The sequence below is a fragment of the Alteromonas sp. C1M14 genome (assembly GCF_018860965.1).
GTDB lineage: Bacteria > Pseudomonadota > Gammaproteobacteria > Enterobacterales > Alteromonadaceae > Alteromonas.
In genome coordinates this window covers 13,375-36,989 of record NZ_JAHKQF010000011.1, presented here as the reverse complement: position 1 = coordinate 36,989, position 23,615 = coordinate 13,375, and the positions used below count along the sequence as shown (strand labels likewise).

Here is a 23,615-nt window from a genome sequence, read left to right as displayed (position 1 = left end):
AAAAAAAAACGCAGCCCTTGGGCTGCGTTTTTATTTTTCACTTAATGTTGCTAACGGCTAATTAATTTCCCGCAACACGCATTTCGCTTAAGAGTACTGAGCCGGTTTGCACACCGCCTCGTACATCCCGCTCTGCGCCAATGGCTTGAATGTTGGCAAACATATCAGACAAGTTCCCGGCGATAGTCACCTCATGAACAGGGTATTGAATAACACCATTTTCTACCCAGAAACCGGCTGCACCACGCGAGTAATCGCCGGTAACAGTATTCACGCCCTGCCCCATTAACTCAGTCACTAACAAGCCAGTACCCATGGTTTTTAAGAGTTCGGCATCAGATTGTCCGGTATCACCGATAATCCAATTATGAATACCACCAGCATGACCGTTGGAAACCACACCGAGCTTACGTGCCGAGTACGTTGTGTATAGATAATGAGCCAGACACCCATTTTCTACAATGGTCATATCTTTTGTGGCCACACCTTCAGCATCAAAACTCGAACTTGCCAAGGCCCCTTTTAAATGGGGTTTCTCTTCGATGTTCAGCCATTCAGGGAAGACTTGGTGACCCAATTTATCCAGCAAAAACGACGAACGGCGATAAAGACTGCCACCACTAATCGCACTAACATAGTGTCCAAACAACGATGAAGACACATCACGATGCAATAATACCGGTACTTTACCGGTTGCTATTTTACGGGCGCCAAGTCGTGATACCGTCGCCTCGGCCGCTTCCTGCCCTACTTCTAAGGGAGTTTTTAGCTTATGCGCCTGGCGGTCTACGGTATAGGCGTAATCCCGTTGCATATCACCATCTTGGGCGCCAATCATCATGCAGCTAAGGCTATAGCGACTGCTTGGATAACCGGTATTAATACCGTGGGTGTTTCCGTACACACGCATGCCCATATTGGCGTTGTACGACGCACCGTCCGAGTTAGTGATACGTGCATCGTATGCCATGGCCGCACGCTCTGTTTCTATGGCCAACTCGATACCCTTTTTAGGGTCAAGAACCGTCGGATGATATAAATCTAAATCAGGAAATTCAGTGGCAATAAGATCTTCGTCGGCTAAACCGGTACAAGGATCTTCGCTGGTATAGCGAGCAATATCCACCGCTTTTGCCACAGTAAGGGCCAGGGCTTCTTTACTAAGATCTGCCGTAGAGGCGCTGCCTTTGTGTTTTCCCACGTAAACACTAATACCTAGGCCGCCGTCATTATTAAATTCTACATTTTCTACATCGCCCATGCGGGAGGAAACCGCGATGCCTTGAACCTTCGACATACTGGCCTCAGCCTGTGTGGCACCTTTACTTAATGCCATTTTTAGTACGTCGTCGACAATGTTCTGAATTTGAGCTATTTGCTTTTCTATTTGCATAGTCAGTTTCGCTATTTCTGTGTGTATGTCACAATAACCGAATATTGCATTGTAACATTTATGAGTGCCCAATGAGCGACAACAAGCGTGATTCTGACGAAGAAAACTTATTTGAGAATATCCAGCAAGATGACGAGGCGGATTTTGTCAGTAAAACTGAATTAAAACGTCAGTCGGCTGCACGACAAAAACTTGGTGAAAGCTTGGTGAATCTCACCCCCGCCCATCTCGCGACCATCCCCCTTGATGAGGAACTGGAAAAAGCGGTGACCATCGCCCAAGCTATCAACCGCAAAAAAGACGGCTATCGCAGACAATTACAGTTTATTGGTAAACTGATGCGCCATCGCGATACCACGGATATTGAAACCGCGCTGGCGAAGCTCTCCATGACTCATCAGGCCACCAATGCCGCCTTTCATGAATTGGAGAAAGCCCGAGAATCCATTATTCAAGAAGGTGATGATGGGATTCAGCGGCTAATTGAGGCACACCCGGCATTAAACCGACAGAAACTCAGGCAGTTTCATCGCCAAATAAAAAAGGAACAAGAAAAAAATGCCCCGCCAAAGGCGTTCAGAGAATTGTTCCAGTACCTCAAAGACGTGATCCATCACGGCGAATAATGGTTTTTTAAGCAAACAAAAACGCGCTTATAATAAGCGCGTTTTTTTTTAATGCTAAAGATACATCGCAAGCTAATTAAGCCGTACCACCTACGGTTAGCTCATCCACTTTCAGTGTGGGCTGTCCCACTCCGACAGGCACAGACTGGCCATCTTTGCCACATACACCAACACCGCGATCTAACGCCACATCATTGCCGATCATGGATATTTTTTGCATCACCTCTGGGCCATTTCCAATCAGTGTGGCCCCTTTTACCGGTGCGGTAATTTTTCCATTTTCGATTAAATAGGCTTCTGCACTAGAAAACACGAATTTACCCGAGGTAATGTCTACCTGTCCGCCGGCAAAGTTGGGTGCGTAAATGCCTTTGTCGATAGAGGCGATAATCTCTTGGGGATCATGACTACCTGCCATCATGTAGGTGTTTGTCATCCGTGGCATGGGTAAATGAGCAAAAGACTCACGTCGGCCATTCCCCGTGGGTTTTACGCCCATTAAACGAGCGTTCATTTTATCCTGCATATAACCTTTAAGTATGCCATCCTCAATCAACACATTGTGCTGAGTTGGGGTGCCTTCATCGTCTACCGACAATGAACCTCGGCGATCATGCATGGTGCCATCATCCACCACAGTTACGCCCTTAGCCGCTACGCGCTCGCCTATACGGCCACTGAAGGTGGAAGCCCCTTTACGGTTGAAATCCCCTTCGAGTCCATGTCCTACGGCTTCGTGTAGCAACACACCAGGCCAGCCATTGCCTAGCACCACCGGCATAGCACCGGCTGGTGACGCCACCGCTTCCATGTTCACCCGGGCCATATGCAAGGCTTCGTCAGCCAGCACTTCGTAGTAAGGTCTACCGTCTTTGTCAGCAGAAAAGAAACTGTAAGCGTGTCGACCACCGGCTCCTGCACTTCCCCGTTCCCGGCGTTCACCCTTTTCAATAAGTACAGAGCAATTTAACCGAACTAAAGGACGAATGTCTGCCGCTAAGGTGCCATCAGTGGCGGCAACCAGTATTTCTTCGTACACCCCACTTAAACTCACCACGACTTGGTTAATTCCAGGCTCTTTTGCACGGATATAGCTATCTGCGGCTCGCAATAAGGCGATTTTTTCCGCATCTTCCATGGCCAGTAACGGGTTATTAGCCTTGTAGCGGGCTTCAACGGAAGTCGCTTGTAGGCCAGCCACATGGTGCTTTCCACCTTCAGGGGCAATCGTACGCGCGGCTTTACAGGCGTTAAGCAACGCCTGTTCACTAATTTCATCTGAATAAGCAAAACCGGTTTTCTCACCGCTAATAGCTCTTACGCCAACGCCGCGCTCAATATTATAACTACCCTCTTTAATAATGCCGTCTTCTAACACCCAGCTTTCATGCTGGCTGGACTGAAAATACAAATCAGCATAATCATTATCGTGATGATAAATCTGTCCCAGTGCTTTCTCTAACGATGTCAGATCTAAGCCGGAATCGGACAATAAATGGGTTTTAACGTTATTTAACAAAATGGCTCCTGAATCGGTTGTGTTCACTCACTGGCATGTTGGCTTTAAGGGTCGCCCGTGTTGCTATATCCAACGACGCGCATACCATACCCGGCATGGTTTTACGTTCAGCAAGTACCTCTCCCCAAGGAGACACAATAAGACTATGGCCATATGTCTCTCTTTGGTTAGCATGAACACCGGTTTGATTAGCACCAACAACAAAGCACTGTTTTTCGATTGCTCGGCTGCGTACCAGCGTTGTCCAGTGTGCTTCGCCGGTTCGCTGTGTAAAAGCTGCAGGAAGAACGAGAATATCCACATCTCCCATGGCAGTGAATAAGCCCGGAAAACGAACATCATAACACACCGCAAGGCCAATCCGACCTAATGGTGTATCCACTACCACCACGTTTTCTCCCGGTTGTGTATATTTTGATTCACGGTAAGCTCGGGTCGTGTCATTCACCGCCGCATCAAACATATGGATTTTCTGATATTCAGCCAGAAGTTGCCCTTCTGGACCATAGAACAAACAAGAGGCCGTAAATAAATCGTCGCTGTCGCATGCCAGTGGAATAGTGCCCGCCACAAGATAACAACCAAAGGTTTTTGCCAGTTTAGCTAACGCCTGCTGAATTGGCCCATCGCCTTTCGGTTCGGCCACGTCCAGTAATACACCGTCACGGGTACCAAAGCAGGCAAAGCATTCAGGCAGTACCACCAAAAAAGGGGACTTCTCATCGTGGGGAAGCTGGGCTAGGCTTTCTTCTACAAAACGTAGATTCTCTTCTATATCCGGTGACGATGTCATTTGCAGTGCAACCGCATTAACCATTTATGTCCTCCCCGCTTTCCTGTTTTGATCCCTGCTCGGTGATGGTATTCGCACCGGAGGTCTCATTTGTTGTGGTTTGAGTTGGTAAACTAATTTCTTTGCTCTTTCTACCCATTTCTTCAATAACCGGTTCGCTTAAGGTGCCGGAAACGTGATAATTAACGTTGGAAATCACCTTCGCTGACGTTAGTACTTTGTCTAAGGCCAGCGCGGCAAGCGCAGTGGGCGGCGTTGCCAAAAAATACACCAATATGGGTAAATTCCCTGTCACGTTAGGAGTAAATTCTACGTTGTAATTTAGCTGGCTGGTTACCAAGTCTGTATAACCGTTGATATTCATTTCCCCAGCACCACCGTCCACAGAGGTGTCATCGGTGTAGGCCTTGCCGTGCTCAATAGACAAACTGCCACTCATACCATCGTAGAAAAACCCTTTAGAAAATACATCCCTAAAATCCAAACTTAATTTGCGAACTAACGAGTTCAAACTAAAGATGGTGAATATACGTGACCCTTTGTCGCTAACTTCGCTTAAGTAGCCATCAGACAAAGACCACTCTACGTTACCAGCCAAGCTTTCCACGTCGAAATCCATGGGGGATTTAGCCCAGTTAACATCAAATTGTACGGATGCGCCAGAATCTTTTATACCGCTATGCATGCCCCAAGCCGATAACAGTTTACCCACGTCATTACTTTTGATCGTGCCATCTAACGAAGTAATATTTTGTTGCCCTTGATATTGCCATTTGCCAATCGCAGAAATATGCCCATGTTTGCTATCAGCTTTAAACTGGCGAATAGCAAATCCATCGTCTGCTTTTGCTACATCCAAGGTGAGTTCACCCAATTCTTTGTCTGCAATCTGACAAGAGGAGCAATGAAAATACAGCGGCGGTAGGGTATCGGCGTCCCAACTTTCTGAAGCTTCAGTGGTACTCGGTGCCCAGTCTTCAAAACGCAGGTAATCGGCTTCTACCGATACTCCTCGAGTTAACCAATCGTGATAAAAATTCACCGAGGCTCGGGCTTCCACCGCATTGATTTCCAGAAGCCAATCGTTGTTACTCTGCTTTGCGGTAACATTGGCGTTGTGTAACTGCTGTCCTGCGACAATCAAGTTATCCGCGGTAATAAATACCCGTTCTGGGACGGAAAATAGCCCTGGCTTGTCGGTGTTAGACGACTCCCCTGCACCATTGATCAATAACGAGATGGCATCGTACCATTTAGAGGTATCCACAGTATCAAGGGTGGCCGACACACTAAACCCAATGCCCATACCCACAAAATCGCTTTCACCCAACGCTAGGTGAGCACGGGAAAATTGTTTTTCCTGATGGGGAAGCACCCCTTCAAAGCGCACCTCATCACCTAAACTGGCGTGGATAGTCGACGCCTGCTCATCACCTTCGCTAACAATGTTAAGCAACACTGTTTCATCACGTTGTTTAGCCAAGGGTGCCGGTAAGCGAGAACTAAGCCCTACTAAGGGGGCGGATACCGTCGCCCGATAACTAAATCCGTCGCTAGGAATACGCAATGCAACCACGGCTTGCCAATCGGATGTGCCGTCGATGTAATCGTTATAGCCTGGGTTAAAATGATTTATCAACGGGGCGGCATCCCAGTGTCCATCGAGGTTAATGTTGACCAAATAAGCCTCATCTTCACTGCCACATTGAAAAGAAAGAGACACCGGTTGGTCCAGTAATTCAGCACTTAACGACGACCCATTAATTTTCTGGTTTTCAAAGCTGATTTCACCAGCGGTGTGCTGAAAAGTCATATCAGTACTGGCAACATACACGCGGTTATCGTTTAAGTAGGCGGTACCACTGGCAACCACATGACTACCGTCAAAGGGAATATCAAGGTGTAAATCGGCGGCAACGGTGCCCTCAACCACCACGTCTTTATCTAGTACTCGACCTAATGACGCCGATAAACTGCTATCAAGCATCAGCGCTGCGACGTCATCCCCGCTGCCCTCACCGTGGGCGGTAATCACCAATTTGGACTGCTTTTTAAATGCCGGTATGGTGGCAACCATGTTTGATACGGCAATATCTTTGAGCTGCCCGCCCGGGCTTGTCATGGTAAGGCCGCCATTTTCGAACAGTAAGGTAAGATCAAGTTGTTCTAATGCGGGCCATTTATCGGAAAACATAAAGGTACTGTCAGACACACTAACCTTCGTCTGGAAAATCCCTTCGTTATTAGCAAAGGGAAAGTCGCTCCCTTTTCCTTGCCATAGTATGGTGGCTTTATCTATGTTACCGGGCCCCACAATAGCGCGCTTTAAAAAAGCGGTGGTTTGCGTGCCCATCAAAGGCGCTGGTAATAGATTCTCAATGCCTTTAACAGGCCGCTCGGCAATGTCTATGCGCAGAGATAAATCTTTGCTACTAGCGTTTAAACTAAATTCTGAATTTAGCGACAACACCGGCGAATCAACGACCAAGTCATCGCTTTGTACATACCAGTTGTTGTCTGGCACATTTTTGAAGATATACACCTTGGCGCCCATATGGGTAAAAGGAATATCTTCTGGCAGTAATTGGGTAATATTCAACTGGGCATTATCGGCAGCTAATGTCACTACGCCTTGATTTTTGTGCCAATAAATCTCGGCATCAATGGCGTCAAAACCGGGTATTTTTCCATCTTGTTGCCAGCTTACGTCAATAAGTTTGGCCGCCAGTTCTAGGCCCTTGGATTTCCATTGTAACTGTAACGTCGCCAACTCTCCGGTGGGATTAAGATCACGCACATTGTCATCGGCGGTATCATCGGTGAACAGGGGTAATAGCACTAGAAAAGGATTCACCGGCGCAGGCTTCACGGTATTAACAAGAATATCGCCCTGCTGGTTTACTGTACCAACCAAATCGGTAATTAAACTTTGATCGTTAGAATCAAAAATCAGTTGGTCGACTCGAAAATGCCAGGCGTCGCCCACCGGCAATGCTTGAATGCTGCCGCCTCTGATCCCTGAATGAAAGATCACCGAGTCTTCGTCGCCCCAGGCTAACTTACTGTCATGGAACTCGGTATATAGCGCACTAAATGCACTGTTTTGTACTTCAGCCCAAATCTCGAAATTTGCACGACTTTCCTTTAGCGGTCGACGGGTAGACAACATGCCACTGACCCAGGGCGAAATATCCAAATCTTCGGCTTTGGCATACAGCACACCGTTTAATTCATCCGGCGAACCGGTAAGATCAAAAATAAACGAAGCAGAGTTGTTTGCCAGTTCTTTAACCCGCACTGCACCTGTGCCTTGGTGTCGACTATCGGCGTTTATCCAATTGAGTGACTCAACTTGCAACACCTCCCGCTTACCACCCCGCACGATAGTCACATCGCCCTCGCGAAGGGAAAAACGTTGAAGCTGTTCTAAAAAGAGGCTTTTTAACGCATCAACCACAGGAAAGTCACTTTCCCCAGCGCTATCGAGGCGATCTGCATCCACTTCCAAGGTGACAGATTCGAGGGTAAACACATTTGAAGAGAGCATGCGCGAACGCAAACTTTCCCAGAAATCCAGTTGCATATGCACGGTGTCAATTTCTAGTGCCACCGGGGAAGAATCGTTACTGGCTAGGGCTACATGACTGAGAATAATACTGGGGCCTTGCTTTTCCCAGCTCGCCCGCACGCTGCCTATTTGAAGTTCAACGCCGTATTTGTCATTTACGTAGTTTTCTAATAGGTCTTTATTGTGGTCGACATAAGGCAGGGCGTAACGCATCGCGCTTAGCGCAACAGCAAACAACACCAGAAGGATTGCCAATAGCAACCACAATTTTTTTACCAGGTATGTAGCTACCTTACCTGTTTTTGTCACTGAATAAATACCGCCCTACATCATCACTACGTCATATTTATCCTGGTTATAAAGCGGTTCAGTCTGCACTTTGATTTGCTTGGACACGAACACTTCCAGCTCTGCCAGAACATGAGATTCTTCACCTAGCAACGCTTCTGCAACGCTCGGTGATGCATAAATGACAAACATATCTGCGTCGTACGCTCGGTTAACCCTTACCACTTCTCTCATTATTTCAAAACAAATGGTCTCGATGGTTTTAACCGAACCACGGCCCTTACACACCGGGCATTCACCGCATAATGTATGTTCAAGACTCTCCCGTGTCCGTTTCCGTGTCATTTCTATCAGACCCAAAGCGGTAAAGCCATGGATGTTAATTTTTGCCCTATCCTTGGTGGTGGCTGTTTCCAGACTATTTAAGACACGTCTTTTGTGGTCCGGTTCCGACATATCGATAAAGTCGATTAGGATCATACCGCCTAAGTTACGCAGCCGAAGCTGTCGGGCAATGGCTAGGGTCGCTTCTATGTTGGTATTGAAGATGGTTTCTTCTAAATTCCGATGACCCACAAAGGCGCCAGTATTAATATCGATGGTCGTCATGGCTTCGGTTTGATCTATTATCAAATAGCCACCGGATTTAAGATCGACACGTCGACTAAGGGCGCGCTGAATTTCGTTTTCCACATCGTACAAATCGAATATAGGCCGCTCGCCCTGATAGTATTCCAGCTTACTTTGCAATTCGGGCACGTATTCGGCCGTAAACTCTCGCAATTCTTGAAACGACAAATTCGAGTCGATTCGAATTCGATCTAATTCTGTACCTACAAAATCTCGAATCACGCGTCGTGCTAAGGGCAAATCTTCATACAGCACATTGGATTTTTTGCGTTTCATTCGCTGCTGTATTTTATTCCAAAGTCGGCGAAGAAAAGCCGCATCAGAAGACAGTTCATTTTGATTAACCCCTTCTGCGGCAGTACGCAAAATGAAACCACCATCCTCATCACAGTATTCTTGAACAAGGGCTTTAAGGCGTTCTCGTTCGGCTTCATCTTCAATACGTTGGCTTACCCCTACGTGGGTAACACTAGGCATAAACACCAGGTAACGTGATGGGATCGTGATATCGGTGGTTAAACGGGCACCTTTCGTACCAATGGGGTCTTTGACCACCTGCACGACAATATCCTGTCCATCCCTAACCAACTCTCTAATATCTTGTTTTTGGATATAAGTACTGTTTACTTCATCGGCTACTTCGTTATTAATTAGAATGTCCGACGCGTGTAAAAAGGCGGCTTTATCTAGGCCTATATCCACAAAAGCCGCTTGCATACCCGGTAGAACACGGCTGACCTTGCCACGATAAATATTGCCCACCAGCCCCTTTTTAGTATGACGCTCAACATGGATCTCTTGGAGGATGCCGTTTTCAATCAGTGCTACCCGAGATTCCGACGGCGTAACGTTAATTAGCAGTTCTGCGCTCACGATATAATCCCAAATTCTTCTAACAGACAACGGGTTTCATATAATGGCAACCCGATGACTGAACTGACACTGCCTGAGACCTTGCGAACAAACTGTCCGCCAGCCCCCTGAATTGCGTAACTGCCTGCCTTGTCTGCAGGCTCACCAGATTCCCAGTATGCGGCAATCTGGGCGTCGGTGACAGGGGCAAAGTACACCTTTGTGCATACACACAGGTTTTTCTGCGTATTTGCATCACAAACACTCACGGCAGTAAGAACCTCGTGTTGGTTATCTGACAATGCTCGCAACATGGCAAAACAGTCATCCCTGTCTGCGGGTTTCCCCAGCGGCTTGCCGTTAAAGGCGATTAACGTATCACTGGCCAATACCACCCGCTCGTTGGGTTCGTTTGCCAGGCGCTGCCACGCGGCCATGGCTTTTTCTTTTGCCAATCGCGTTACCAAAGCGTGGGGGGATTCATCTGGTCTGGGCGATTCGTCGATGTCCACCGGGAATTGTCGATGAGCTACGCCGATTTGTGTGAGTAAGGCTTTACGTCGTGCGGATGCTGATGCCAGCACCAATTCTTTAGCCATGTTGCCCCCGCTAGCTAATGTTAAGTTGTCGCCGGGCTTTTCGTAGCAGCCAGAAAATCCACGGCCATAGCACCATGGAACTGGCCACCGGCCATAAATAACTTAACTGGAAGGGAATACCTGTTAATAGGTGCTGTAACCAAAAAAGGACGGCGTGATAAAGAGCGCTAATTAGGCCGATAATAATTGCTTGCTGCCACACAGAGTAATTGCGCAGCCGTTGGTAGTTGGCGGCCAAGGTATACACAGACACACTTAAGGCAAAACAATGGATCCCCAATGCCGTACCTAACAGAATATCCATGGCAATACCGGTAACAAACGCCACCCCCACATTGACCCGATGGGGCAAGGCCATAGACCAATAAGATAATACGATGAGTACCCAATCCGGTCGGTAGGTATCAATTTGAATCGGCAATGGCATAATTTGTAATACCAATGCGATAATAATGGTTGCGGCGATTACCGGATGACGGGTTTTAATCACGCTGGGGCTCCTGAGGTGGAAGCACCGGCTCTGATGAAGGCAAGGTTTGTGGTGAACTCGGTGACAATAACAATAAGTACTTCAGCCGATCCAGCTTAGCTAATGGTGTGGCGGTCACACTCGCAAATGGGCGGCTTTCGTCTCTGACAACCTGGGTAACCTGAGCCACTGGATACCCTTCAGGGAAGATATCGCCTAACCCTGATGACACCAACATATCCCCTACTTCCACATCAACGCTATGGGGAACATGTTCTAACAGTAATTCGTCTAACGAGCCCGTGCCACTGGCAATAAATCGAATATCATTACGCGCCGAGCGAACGGGTATGGCGTGGGTGACATCTGTAATTAGCACCACTCGACTGTTGGTGGTGCCCACTTCCATTACCTGCCCCACAATGCCCCTTTCATCCAACACGGTTTGCGACAAATAAACGCCATCGATGGCTCCTTTGTTTATCACAATCTGTTGACTAAAGGGGTTATTGTCCACCGCCATTAACTCTGCCACGGTTTTTTTCATCGCCGTGTTTACCGGCGCATCTAGCAATTTCCGTAACGTGACGTTTTCTGATTGCAGCAGTTCAAAACGTTGCAAACGCTCACGCATCAATAAAACCTGATTGGTAAGACGCCGGTTTTCCGCTACTAAATCTTCATGGGAAGTTAAACGCTGAGCGCTGGCATTTAGCATAAGACTGGGTAAATTTGCCAAGTATTGCAAAGGACTCATTAGGGAGTTCATGTAAACCCGAGACGATTGAAATGCATCGAGTTTATGATCGGCAAAAATAAGGATCACAGACATCGCCAGCGCCATAGTTAGCCGGAGATTCAGGGAGGGGCCGCGAGAGAATATGGTATCCATAAAAACAGCAGGGCAACCCTAAGGTTGCCCGTCAGTATTGTTTATTCGTAGCTGAACAGGTCGCCGCCGTGAAGGTCAATCATATCGAATGCCTTACCGCCTCCCCGCGCTACACAAGTCAATGGATCGTCTGCGATGACAACAGGAATACCTGTTTCTTCCATCAACAAGCGGTCGAGATCTTTTAGCAATGCACCACCACCGGTCAGTACCATGCCTCTTTCAGAAATGTCTGACGCTAATTCCGGCGGCGATTGTTCAAGAGCAACCATAACCGCAGAAACAATTCCAGTTAAGGGTTCCTGTAGCGCTTCTAAAATTTCATTTGAGTTAAGAATAAACCCTCGAGGTACACCCTCAGCAAGGTTTCGACCCCGCACTTCGATTTCACGCACTTCATCACCTGGGTAAGCGGCGCCAATCTCGTGCTTAATACGCTCGGCTGTGGCTTCACCAATCAATGAGCCAAAGTTACGGCGAATATAATTAATGATGGCTTCATCAAATTTATCACCACCAATACGTACCGAAGAGGAATACACCACACCATTTAAAGAGATAATGGCCACTTCTGTGGTACCACCACCGATATCCACTACCATGGAGCCTGTGGCTTCAGAAACAGGTAAACCTGCACCAATGGCTGCGGCCATCGGTTCATCAATAAGAAAGACTTCCCGTGCCCCCGCACCAAGTGCAGACTCTTTAATAGCCCGACGTTCTACTTGGGTAGAGCCACAAGGCACACACACCAGTACCCGAGGACTGGGACGAAGAAAGTTATTGTCGTGCACTTGCTTGATAAAATGCTGAAGCATTTTTTCTGTGACGAAGAAATCGGCTATAACACCGTCTTTCATCGGTCTAATTGCACGGATATTACCAGGGGTACGCCCTAGCATACGCTTGGCATCTGCACCGACTGCGGCAACACTTTTAGGGCCAGAAGCCCGCTCTTGACGAATGGCAACAACCGAAGGTTCATTCAACACGATACCTTGGTCTTTAACGTAGATGAGCGTATTTGCCGTTCCGAGGTCGATGGACAAGTCGTTGGAGAACATGCCTCGAAGCTTTTTAAACATGAAATGCCAGTTCCTGTTATTGCGCCTGCACACCGTTAATAGGTATGGTTTTTGGCGTGACTGCAAAATGAAGATAAATATCCGCACACTTTAACAATGAGGGCCAGTTTCAGCAAGCAAATACCCCGTTCAAGGAGATAAAATGCTGCTTCTGATATCACCGGCGTTTACAAGCAGCAAAAAGCGATGAAAAAAACATCAAACTGCTTGTATTTTCCACCTTTAAAAGGCGAAGCTCTTGTTTGCGCTGAATGCGCTTTAGACCGGCGCAATTTGTAACAGTTCCCTTAAGCGAGACTTTTTATCCCACCGGAATAACTTTTACCGCGCTAAGGTTATCAACAAGGGGTTAGCATCCTTGATCTTGCACTTCGATGGTAGGGCGTCCATTTATTGCGCCAGGCTCAGTGTAAATAACTTGGCACTGCTCAGAAACATTAGCGGTATAGGTTTGGTTTTTAGGCGTGATAACAAAAGAGCCTGGGGCGGGAAGATCCAATGTTACATCCCAATATTTATCGCTTATATCGGCCCACATAGTTAATCGGGTCATATTAGTGCGCTGGGCATCGGGATATCCGTACTCGGTATCGATAACGATATCATGAATAGTAATTTGGGTATTCTTATTGCCGGAATAAGGCAGGTTTTGCGTGCCCGCAATGGCTGATTTGGCATAAACCAGTTGAATACCACTGTCTAGTGAGGCCCGTACATTTTGTAAGGTCGACTGACTGCCCATTTGCTTTTCCATAAGCCCTGGCACTGCCGTTACCGCCAGTAACCCTAGGATCACCATCACAATAACCAGTTCAATGAAGGTAAAACCTCGCTGTACCATATTCACTACCTCTGCTGTCGAAAATCCATTTGCAGCCATTATGGTAGAAGCCGGCACCTCGTTGGTTATATCTTAATCACCTTTGTTAGTTAAAATAATAACTTACTCATTAAAGGTAACCTTGCCGGTATAAATAGCATAATCGAAGAAGTCACCGGCACTGAGGCGAAAACGACAATAGGCGTTCACCGGCTCAGCATTAACAAGCTCACCTTCAAAGTACTCTCCGCGCACCAGAAAGCCATCTATTTTCATCGGTTGGTTTAACAGCATCTGCCATAATTTTTTACATCCTGCGCTGCTATTTTCCACCTTCGGCCAGCCGCCATAGGCCATGCGTACGGGTCGGCGATCCACTTCCAAACCTTCGTCATTATAGTGTACTAACATTATCATTTGCGGCTGATTCTCGGCGTCCCATTGCCAGTGCGCACTTACCGCACTATCTTCAAGCATGACACCAAACTCCATCAGCCTTTGACCTTTCAAATTTGGCTCAGACTCATACAGGTACACAATTATCGAGCCCATCACCAACGCAAACAGGATGGTAAGTACAACACCGATAGTTAAATTGCGCTGTTCTTTGGCAGCAGCGTGTGATTTTTTCATTTTCAACGTCCTTAAAGCTCATTTCTTATTATTATGATCTTGCTTAGAAAAAAGCATGATGGGAAAACAGATCGTTCACGGTTTTATTCACTTTACCGTACAATAGAGTAACTTTGTTATTTAAGGATGAGATTAGTGTCGCCTATTCCCTATTCCCCTGGCAATATCTCACAACTTCGCAAGATGTTTTCACATCGTATCGCCTATCCAGAGGCGCTAATACAAATCAATGCGCCAACAAGCACACCTAAACAAAAGCGCCAAGCACTAAAACAGCTGGTTACCTTATCTGCACCGTGCTGGATAGAGCCCGAATTTTTTGTTGCAGGCCCGGCCACCGTCACTTTTAACCGTTTTGTCTTCGCTAATCATAACGTTACTTTACTGGCACAGTCGCCTATAGAGATTGGAGAAGGGGTATTTATTGGGCCCAATGCCGTGTTATCCACGTACCCGCTTGCCATTAACGGTGTCGTTTCTCGGGAAATAGACAAAATTAGCATTGGTCACAACGCATGGATTGGCGCGAATGCGATCATACTACCTGGAGTGCATGTGGGTTGTAACGCAATCGTAGGCGCGAATGCCGTTGTTTATGAAGATGTTCCTGATAACACCGTGGTGACGGGCGCTCCGGCTTCTATGCACAGAATGATCACAGAATAACCGTCGTTAATTTCCAAGGTTCTAGGATATTTGGCAAGTTATTTCGGCATTTTTGGAAATAATCATTCCACGTTTACCACATATATTTCCCTCCTGTTAATGAGTAAATTACATCCTCAACTTTTTGTTAACGTAACGTGGACCCGCAATGAAATACGTACCAAGCTCAGCCAAAGTCGGCTTAGCGTTATTTAGCTTAGCCGTTTCTCCTTTTTCTTCAGCCATCGAACTGTACAGTCACGGTGAAGGTGACGACCTCACCAAGGTATCTTTAGGTGGCTACGCCAAGGTTGATGTTCGCTATGTAAACGGTGACGTTGCTTATCAAGACTACTGGGTAGGAAACTTCCCCGGTGGTGAAGCCACAGAAACCTCACACACTGGCTTCAATGTAAGAGAATCTCGAGTAAATATGGCAATTCAACACGGTGAAGTTACCGGCTTTGTTGAAATTGACTTTTACGGCGGTGGCGGAAACGAAGTGATCTCAAATTCCTCGAACGTACGATTACGTCACCTTTATATCTCGTATCAAAATTGGATGGTGGGCCAAAACTGGAGCACCTTCATGCCGTTAAAGGCAATTCCTGAAACGTTAGATTTCGGCGGCCCTCATGTCGGTGAAGTGTTTGTCCGTGCAGTACAGGTAAGATATACCACGGGTAATTGGCAGTTTGCCATCGAAAACCCCGAGACCTGGGGCGACGGTGACACAGGCACCCCCTCTAGTGCCTTAGGCCTTACCGGTGATGAAGCCGATGCCGATGAAGACACGCCAGATTTTGTGGCCCGTTATAATTACGAAGCCGACTGGGGCTCTGTATCACTGGGGGGCTTGCTACGCACCATCGATCAAGGTGGCATCGACGAAATTAGTACCTCGGTGAATCTTAGCGGCCGTATCAATTCTATTGGCAAAGATGATTTTCGATTTCAGGTGACGGTAGGCGAGCCAGGACGCTACGCTGCCACGGCCATGACCACGGATATTGTGCAAGATCCAGTGACCGAGGAAACCGTGGTGGAAGAAACCACGGCCTTTACCGTGGCTTACCGCCATTTTTGGACTGATACTGTGCGTTCTACCGTATTTTATGGTGGTGCTGAAACAGATGTTACCGAGCTGCGCCGTGCTCATTGGGGCGTGAACCTAATGGATTCTCTCACCGATCATCTTAATGTGGGTGTAGAAGTGGGTAACTATGCAATAAAAGATAAAAGCATCGATAATATCGATTCAAACTATCTGCAGTTTTCTGCCCAATTTACTTTCTAGCATTTAGCCACCGCTCGCTCTATGCCATAGGGCGAGCTTCTCCACCGATTCGCGACAATGCCTCAGTAAAAATAATTTTCTTTGTTATGCAATGCGGTGCGCAAATACTCCACCAGCAAATTGAGTTTATTATCTGGCTGACGGGTTTTCGGATAAACCGCATAGATCCCAAGTTTTTTGGCCACAAAGGGCGCCAATAAAGGTACCAATGTGCCTTGTTGTAAATCTTCAAAAACCAATGCTTTGGGCAAATAGGCTATGCCAAAACCACTTATCGCCGCTTCTTTTAACGAATTAAGGGTGTTGGTGTGGAATCGTCCGTGCACCTGTACTTTTACCTTTTCACCTTCCACCAAAAAAGGCCAGTTATCAGGGCCGCTACCTTCATATTTATAAATAAGACAATGGTGATCCACTAATTCGGTAGGATGTTGGGGTACGCCTTTTTCGGTTAAGTATGCCGCACTGGCACACAACACCCACTGTGAGTCTATAAGACGACGAGCAATCAAGGAGGAATCTTCTAGTAGGGCAGTACGTATCGCTAAATCAAACCCTTCGTCTAGTAAGTCGACGACGCGGTTTGTCACTGATAGCTCAACTTCCACACCTGGGTATTGTTGACAAAAATCCGTCAATGCCCGGTTCAGCACCAAGTTCGCCGTTACCACTGGCATGGTAATTTTTATTTTCCCTTTTATGTCACTGCCGTAACCAGACACCGCATCTCTGGCACTTTGTAGCGCTTCTTCAGCCACCTTCGCTTTGCTATACAGGGCATGCCCCGCATCTGTCAGACTAAGCTTTCTCGTGGTGCGATAAAGCAATTGCACATTTAGTGCTTTTTCTAGGCGGGTAATACGCTTGCTTACTACAGACAGGGTAATATCGTATTTGGCAGCAACCTTAGAGAATGTGCCTTCTTCCACTACCCAAACAAATAACAGTATATCGTCGGCCTTAACCATATCAGCAGCTCGATTATGATTACATCAAAAAAGGAAATAATCATATCACAAATAGGTGTATATTAATGAACTCATCAAATGTAGAGTTCCCTACAAGTTATTAACTCGCATTTAACATCGACCACTATGCTTTTCAAAAGCATCAGTCATCCGTAAAAACTCAGGAGATGCAAGATGAGTGAACTCGCCCTTGGTTTGTTGGCGCTCGCGCCTATAGGGTTATCTGCCGTATTATTACTGGGCCTGCAGTGGCCGGCGAAAAAAGCCATGCCTGCAGTACTCGGATTGACCATCTTGCTGGGTTTATTTGTCTGGGACATGACAGGTACGCGAGTTATGGCCTCAATTATTCAAGGGCTCATTGTCACTGTGTCTGTGATGTGGATTGTGTTTGGCGCCATCTTTTTGCTTAACACCCTTAAATTCACCGGTGCAATTCAAACCATTCGCCAAGGCTTTGCCACCATTTCACCAGACCGACGGGTGCAGGCCATTATCATCGCCTGGTGTTTCGGTACCTTTTTAGAGGGTGCCTCAGGATTTGGTACCCCCGCCGCAATCGCCGCCCCTCTTATGGTTGCCATAGGTTTTCCGGCTATGGCGGCGGTTATGATTGGTATGATGATCCAAAGTACACCGGTATCCTTCGGTGCGGTAGGCACACCTATTGTGATTGGCGTAAGCAATGGGTTAGACCAAGCGTCCATCGCAGTGAAACTTCAAGAGCAGGGTTGGTCATGGGAACAGTTTATCCAGCTCATCACCGCGGATGTGGCCATTATTCACGGCATCATAGGTACCTTAATGCCGTTATTTATGATCATTATGATGACCCGTTTTTTCGGTAAAAATCGTAGTTGGAAAGAAGGATTTGCAGCCGCGCCTTTTGCTATCTTTGCTGGTGTAACCTTTACCCTTCCCTACACGTTAACCGGTATTTTCTTGGGTCCAGAATTTCCGGCGTTAATCGGTGGTTTATGTAGTTTATTTGTAGTGGTATTTGCAGCAAAACGCGGCTTTCTGTTACCTAAAACCCCGTGGGATTTCGATGAAAAAAGCACGTGGCCGGCAAACTGGTCTGGTGCAATAGAGTTAAAAGCCGAAGATCTGGTTGGCGGCAAACCTATGTCCCAAGTAAAAGCGTGGCTGCCCTACCTTATCGTTGCGGCCCTGTTAGTCATTTCCCGTGTTTTTCCTACCATTAAAAGCTTCTTGGCAAATTTAAATGTCAGCTTTACCGACATTTTGCAACAAAGTGGTATTAGCGCCAGTATTGCACCGCTTTATTTACCTGGTGGTTTACTCATGTTAGGTGCCTTCGCAGCAATTTTATTGCAGTGTCGCTCTGGCAACAGAAGAAAAGCCTTTAGCTCGGCATTTAGCGAGTCATCCAAGACCATTATCGGTGCAGGATTTGTCCTCATGTTTACCATTCCCATGGTGAGATTGTTCATCAACTCTGGGGTAAACATGTCAGATATCGTTAGTATGCCAATGGCCAGCGCCCAACTTTTTGTCAATGCATTTGGTGATGCCTTCCCGCTTATAAGTCCAACCATTGGCGCATTAGGGGCCTTTATCGCTGGCTCTAATACCATATCCAATATGATGTTCAGTCAGTTTCAGTATGAAGTGGCGACCAACCTGCAATTGTCACCCGCACTTATCGTTTCAGCCCAAGCTGTGGGTGCCGCCGCCGGTAATATGATTGCCATTCATAATGTGGTTGCCGCCAGTGCAACGGTAGGCCTGCTCGGGCAGGAAGGTGCCACCCTACGGAAAACAGTATTACCCACTTTGTACTACGTTGCCTTCGCCGGTGGGTTGGTCATGCTTGCACTATATGGATTGAATTTATCAGGCCCTCTGGCCTAAGTTAATTCACTGTTCGCGCTCCGACGTCGTCGGAGCCTCTTTGTTATTTGGCAGCCTCGTTTCATACGGGGCTGAGGAGTATTTTATGTCTCAACACCCTGTTATCAGTCAACTTATCGGCGTCCTTTCAGAACGCCACGTCACCACCGGCGATCGTAAAACCGAGCACTATCGGTCTGGCTGGCGATCGGGGCAAGGACAGGCATTGGCGGTGGTTTTTCCACAGTCTCTGGTTCAGTTGTGGCGGGTATTGCAAGTATGTGTCGATAATAACTGCATTATTATTATGCAAGCGGCAAAAACCGGTTTAACCGAAGGCTCTACGCCATCAGGGGACGACTACGATCGGGAAGTGGTGGTTATCAATACCTTGGCCATGAACCAACTGATGCTGCTGGGTAAAGGCGAACAAGTGATCAGCTTGCCCGGCTCTACCCTGTATCAACTAGAAAAAGCCCTTACCCCTCTAAACCGTGCTCCCCACTCTGTTATTGGGTCTTCGTGTTTAGGGGCATCTATTGTGGGCGGCATCGCCAATAATTCTGGCGGAGCGCTGGTAAAACGTGGGCCGGCTTACACTGAATTATCGTTATTTGCTCGGGTTGACGAAAACGGCGAATTACATTTGGTCAATCACCTCGAATTAGACCTAGGTGAGACCCCTGAAGAAATCCTCTCGAACTTGGAAAACCAGCGTTTTGATCGCGATAAGATTGAAACCACCGGCAAGGCCAGTGCAACGGACTATCAAGACTTACTTCGAGATGTAAACGCAGATACACCGAGCCGGTACAACGCAGACACATCCCGCCTTTTCGAATCCAGCGGCTGTGCCGGTAAAATCGCCGTGTTTGCAGTAAGGTTAGATACTTACCCAGTGGCGAAAAAAGAACAAACCTTTTATATCGGCACCAACAACCCCGATACCCTCACCCAATTGCGCCGTCATATTCTTAGCGAATTTAAGAACATGCCGGAAGTCGGTGAATACCTTCACAGTGAAATATTCGATATCGCGCGGGATTACGGCAAAGACACCTTTTTAGCCGTAAAACATTTAGGTACCGACAGACTACCTAAAATGTTTGCTGCTAAAGGACGTATCGACGCGGTGCTCAATAAACTTAGCTTCGTTCCCCACTACCTAACAGACCGGGTAATGCAAGGGGTCGCCAAACTTTTTCCCAATCACTTACCGGAAAAAATGATCGATTTTAGAGAGAAATACGAACATCACTTAATACTGAAAATGAGTGATGATGGCATTGCAGAAGCCCAAGCCTACTTGGCCGAGTTTTTCTCACAGAACCCACAAGCGGGCGGTTATTTCGAGTGTAACGCAGAAGAAACCAGTGCGGCATTTTTACATCGTTTTGCGGCGGCTGGGGCAGCTATTCGCTATCAATTACTGCATGAAAAAGAAGTGGGTGATATTTTAGCGCTAGATATCGCACTGCGTCGAAATGAAATGCATTGGGAAGAAGAATTACCCCCGCACATCGCCGATAAAATCGAGAAAAAACTGTATTACGGACATTTTTTCTGTCACGTTTTCCACCAAGATTATGTGTTGAAAAAAGGCGTCAATGCCAAAGCGGTGAAAAAGGATATGCTGGCGCTGCTTGATTCTAGAGGGGCTAAATACCCTGCTGAACATAATGTGGGCCATTTGTATGAAGCAGAAGACGGACTGAGAAACTTCTACCGCCAACTGGATCCCACCAATACCTTTAATCCAGGCATTGGAAAAATGGAAAAAACTCAACGCAACTGTTCTTGTTGCGGCTAAAAAATAGGGTGTGCCATTGCTGCGCACCCTGATTTACCATTTCAATCTATCATCCTGACAACACCCACAGCCATTACTGTGGGTGGCGTTTTATGTATTCCATCTGTAGTAGCAACGCCCCCCGAACCAATACGCTTGATCCATTTAGCACCAATAACGGCCAAGCCTGAGCCAATGGCATGGTTAAACCGAAAAGCAGGGTGCTCACGTCTTTAATTAATATGCTTCGAAATAACGAAAAAGACAGGGCGCCTACTTGTCGATGGCGACGTAAGGTGAGCAATTGATGCAATGTCCCCTGAATCAATATTAAGGTGACAATAAGCATTAACACATTGGCCCCAATCTGAGCGATGGCCGGATAGGGGCGAAATGGCATGGAGGCAAACCCCGCGCAAAGAGCGATAGAAGCCAATATGGCCACAAAACCGGTAAAGGGAGTTTTACGGGCCTGCCAAATCTGCCATAAGATAATTAACGTAAGCAACAGAGCACCGCAGCGGGTCCATACCAAGTAATGATTAAAGGGAACAACGGCAATACCGAAAATGAAATTGGCATAAAACGCAAAGTAGCTCGAACCAAACTGGTTTAACGATAAGCTTTGTGTGGCAACAAGCCCCTCACGGCGGCGTTGGCTTATGCCCCCAATTTGACGCCATAAGCCATACCAAGTCAGCACAAATAGTACCGAACTAATCACCCCTGCTAGATGGTATAACATGCAATGCAACTTCTATGACGAAACCCTCGTCATACTAGCATGGATGCTCTGCCACATTAAAAGTCGGCTTTTATACCTAGGTAATAATTGCGCCCCGGCGCTGGCTCAAAATACCCCCGCGCGTCCACCTCACGATCTGAATTGGCATTAATGCGCACATTGGCGAAATACGCTTCATCAAACACATTACGCACACCCACCTGCAATGCTAAGTGTTCAGAGAAGCGATACCCTACTCGGCCATTCACCAACCAGTAGCTGTCTATCTCGGTGGTATTACTGTTTTCGGCGTAAACGCTACCGTTGTATGTGCCTTCCAGCTCAACGCGCCACTGGTCGTTATGCCAATTCAGCTGATTAACCCACTGTGTTTGTGGTAAGCCAGGCATTTGCTTGCCGGCAATATCCTCTTCAGAGACCGAAACAAAATCGTCAAACTCGTAGTCTGCCAAAGTTAACGCGCTACGCCACTGCCATTGTTGGTTCATCTGCCATTGTATGGCCGCTTCTAACCCTTCTCGATTGGTGGCCCCCGCATTTTCATAAAAAGTGCGTCCATCAATCTCATAAGCAATGAGTTCGTCGGTAACCCGAATGGAAAACAAGGCCACATCGTAACTTAAATCAGCAAACCCTCCACGCAGTCCCAGTTCTCGGCTGATGGTATCTTGTGGTGATAATTCAGGGTTAAATCCCGTCCCTTGGGGGTTGGCAAATTCGGTAAACGTTGGAGATTCATAAGCCGTTGCCACATTGGCATACCCTTGATGTTGCTCGCTAAAGCGGTAGCTTATCCCCACACTGCCATTGAGTTGACTGTATTTACGCTCACCGGATCCCACATCGCCTAAACCCAGCGCATCGTCGATGGTCATTTTTAACGAGTCATAACGCCCCCCTAAAGAAACAATCAAGCGATCGCTGGCCAGCCAATCGGCAATGACAAACACGCTGGCAGAATCTGCTGTTTGCTCTTCATCCGCGGTTTGACCGGTGACAAGGTTATCGCTAGACACACCAAAGCGGGTTCGATCATCTCGCTGACGTCGAAATTCGGTGCCAGCGGTATAGCGAACAGGGATGTTGTCAGCTTGCCAATCCTGGCTTAACTGTAAACCACCGCCAAAGAACACCCTGTCGTATTTGATCAAGCTGCTTCCAGGAAAGGGTAACTGTTGCGTAAAGTCTCGCCAAGAAACAAAAGTATTGGCTGACCAATAGCCATTGGCGAGGCTTTCATCGCGATACACCACCCCCACGGTTTGTTGTTCTACCTGCTGTCCAGCATCAAGTAACTTAGCCATGTACGCCGCTTGCTGCCGATCTTCGGCCACTTGTGCCGCAGTTAGGCCACCCGGATCTTCAGAGGTGGGCATATCCATTAAAGAGGTTAATAACGTCACACTGCGTTCGTCATCAAAGCGGTAACTGAACTTGCCCGATAGCGTGCTCTTTTGCACCGCGCTTTGCTCTCGTGAGCCGGCAAAATCTAAATGACTCACACTGACAAACCCGCTGGCCGACTCGCTGCTGCCTCCGGCTTGCAGATTCACTTTATAAAAGTCATCACTGCCTACATCCACATTCAATTTAACCCCTTGCAGGGTTTCACCGCTCTGGGTGACAACATCGATGGCCCCACCTGCGCCATTTCCGTATTGAACCGATGCAGCTCCGCGAATGACCTGTATTTGGTTCACCGCATTCATATCAATACCATCTACCTGAGTTTGTCCATCAGGTAAGGTAAACGGAATACCATCTACCTGTAATTGTAATCCCCGTACCCCAAAGGCTGCCCGAGAGCCAAATCCTCGAATGGAAATACGCAAATTCTGGGCAAAGTTATAACGGTTTTGAAAATACACCCCAGGCACAAATTGCAACGCTTCATCTAGCTGTAAGGCTTCTTGTAACTGAATTTCGTTTTCAACATTCACCACTGACATTGCCCCTGGCGTTTCGTATAACTCACGGGCCAGACGGGCAGACGTCACCTCGATAATTTCTACGTTCTGGGCGTCACTTTCGTTGGCCACCGCAGCGGTCGCCAATAGACTTAAACTAAAAGGCAATGCGATGGCGGGGGAACAAAAAAGGGGGCTACAAGTTCTCATGAATACTGCCTTAATGTGGGAAATGTAAATGAT

General features: G+C 47.3%; 19 protein-coding genes. 5 read left to right on the top strand and 14 right to left on the bottom strand.

Annotated elements, in window-relative coordinates; genetic code table 11:
* Positions 1-61 precede the first annotated feature (61 nt).
* Positions 62-1,393 (bottom strand): metalloprotease PmbA, encoded by a 1,332-nt coding sequence (gene pmbA / locus KO501_RS09725; protein ID WP_216029481.1) that lies wholly within the window; start codon positions 1,391-1,393, stop codon positions 62-64.
* A 71-nt stretch (positions 1,394-1,464) separates the two neighbouring features.
* Between pmbA and yjgA the strand changes: the two genes are divergently transcribed.
* Positions 1,465-2,019 (top strand): ribosome biogenesis factor YjgA, encoded by a 555-nt coding sequence (gene yjgA / locus KO501_RS09720; protein WP_216029480.1) that lies wholly within the window; start codon positions 1,465-1,467, stop codon positions 2,017-2,019.
* 76 nt (positions 2,020-2,095) lie between these two features.
* Here yjgA and tldD read toward each other — a convergent pair whose 3' ends face one another.
* The 10 genes from tldD to KO501_RS09670 all read right to left on the bottom strand — a co-directional run bounded on the left by tldD (position 2,096) and on the right by KO501_RS09670 (position 14,167).
* On the bottom strand, positions 2,096-3,538 hold the full coding sequence (gene tldD, locus KO501_RS09715) for a metalloprotease TldD (protein WP_216029479.1): 1,443 nt from the start codon (positions 3,536-3,538) through the stop codon (positions 2,096-2,098).
* Positions 3,528-4,355, bottom strand: a complete 828-nt coding sequence (locus KO501_RS09710) for a carbon-nitrogen hydrolase family protein (RefSeq protein ID WP_216029478.1) — start codon at positions 4,353-4,355, stop codon at positions 3,528-3,530. The genes tldD and KO501_RS09710 overlap by 11 nt, the downstream gene beginning before the upstream one ends.
* A complete protein-coding gene (locus tag KO501_RS09705) occupies positions 4,348-8,166 on the bottom strand; it encodes a YhdP family protein (RefSeq protein ID WP_216029477.1) in 3,819 nt (1,272 codons plus the stop codon). Before KO501_RS09705 ends, KO501_RS09710 begins: the two co-directional genes overlap by 8 nt.
* Positions 8,167-8,223: 57 nt before the next feature.
* Entirely contained in the window at positions 8,224-9,690 is a 1,467-nt protein-coding gene (rng, locus tag KO501_RS09700) for a ribonuclease G (protein ID WP_216029476.1), read from the bottom strand.
* On the bottom strand, positions 9,687-10,268 hold the full coding sequence (locus KO501_RS09695; protein WP_216029475.1) for a Maf family protein: 582 nt from the start codon (positions 10,266-10,268) through the stop codon (positions 9,687-9,689). Before KO501_RS09695 ends, rng begins: the two co-directional genes overlap by 4 nt.
* A gap of 10 nt (positions 10,269-10,278) precedes the next feature.
* The gene (gene mreD / locus KO501_RS09690) at positions 10,279-10,755 is read right to left on the bottom strand and encodes a rod shape-determining protein MreD (protein ID WP_216029756.1); all 477 of its coding nucleotides are present in this window, start codon (positions 10,753-10,755) and stop codon (positions 10,279-10,281) included.
* Positions 10,751-11,629, bottom strand: coding sequence for a rod shape-determining protein MreC (gene mreC / locus KO501_RS09685; RefSeq protein WP_216029474.1), 879 nt, complete (start codon positions 11,627-11,629; stop codon positions 10,751-10,753). The genes mreD and mreC overlap by 5 nt, the downstream gene beginning before the upstream one ends.
* Positions 11,630-11,670: 41 nt before the next feature.
* Positions 11,671-12,714, bottom strand: coding sequence for a rod shape-determining protein (locus KO501_RS09680; RefSeq protein ID WP_216029473.1), 1,044 nt, complete (start codon positions 12,712-12,714; stop codon positions 11,671-11,673).
* 349 nt (positions 12,715-13,063) lie between these two features.
* Entirely contained in the window at positions 13,064-13,555 is a 492-nt protein-coding gene (locus tag KO501_RS09675) for a prepilin-type N-terminal cleavage/methylation domain-containing protein (RefSeq protein ID WP_216029472.1), read from the bottom strand.
* A 102-nt stretch (positions 13,556-13,657) separates the two neighbouring features.
* Complete coding sequence (locus tag KO501_RS09670; RefSeq protein WP_216029471.1) at positions 13,658-14,167, bottom strand: hypothetical protein; 510 nt, start codon at positions 14,165-14,167, stop codon at positions 13,658-13,660.
* A 135-nt stretch (positions 14,168-14,302) separates the two neighbouring features.
* Here KO501_RS09670 and KO501_RS09665 point away from each other — a divergent pair, with 135 nt between their 5' ends.
* Together KO501_RS09665 and KO501_RS09660 are read left to right on the top strand one after the other, a co-directional pair.
* Entirely contained in the window at positions 14,303-14,833 is a 531-nt protein-coding gene (locus tag KO501_RS09665) for a DapH/DapD/GlmU-related protein (RefSeq protein ID WP_216029470.1), read from the top strand.
* Between the two features lie 148 nt (positions 14,834-14,981).
* Complete coding sequence (locus KO501_RS09660) at positions 14,982-16,109, top strand: DcaP family trimeric outer membrane transporter (RefSeq protein ID WP_216029469.1); 1,128 nt, start codon at positions 14,982-14,984, stop codon at positions 16,107-16,109.
* Between the two features lie 62 nt (positions 16,110-16,171).
* Here the strand turns inward: KO501_RS09660 and KO501_RS09655 are convergent, their stop codons facing one another.
* Positions 16,172-17,077 (bottom strand): LysR family transcriptional regulator, encoded by a 906-nt coding sequence (locus KO501_RS09655; RefSeq protein WP_216029468.1) that lies wholly within the window; start codon positions 17,075-17,077, stop codon positions 16,172-16,174.
* 174 nt (positions 17,078-17,251) lie between these two features.
* Between KO501_RS09655 and KO501_RS09650 the strand changes: the two genes are divergently transcribed.
* Both KO501_RS09650 and dld read left to right on the top strand, forming a co-directional pair.
* Positions 17,252-18,952 (top strand): L-lactate permease, encoded by a 1,701-nt coding sequence (locus tag KO501_RS09650; RefSeq protein WP_216029467.1) that lies wholly within the window; start codon positions 17,252-17,254, stop codon positions 18,950-18,952.
* An 85-nt stretch (positions 18,953-19,037) separates the two neighbouring features.
* Positions 19,038-20,741: a D-lactate dehydrogenase gene (gene dld / locus KO501_RS09645; protein ID WP_216029466.1), complete on the top strand. Its 1,704-nt coding sequence runs from the start codon at positions 19,038-19,040 to the stop codon at positions 20,739-20,741.
* A 73-nt stretch (positions 20,742-20,814) separates the two neighbouring features.
* Here the strand turns inward: dld and KO501_RS09640 are convergent, their stop codons facing one another.
* On the bottom strand, positions 20,815-21,465 hold the full coding sequence (locus tag KO501_RS09640) for a hypothetical protein (RefSeq protein WP_216029465.1): 651 nt from the start codon (positions 21,463-21,465) through the stop codon (positions 20,815-20,817).
* A gap of 56 nt (positions 21,466-21,521) precedes the next feature.
* Entirely contained in the window at positions 21,522-23,582 is a 2,061-nt protein-coding gene (locus KO501_RS09635; protein ID WP_216029464.1) for a TonB-dependent receptor, read from the bottom strand.
* Positions 23,583-23,615: the final 33 nt, after the last annotated feature.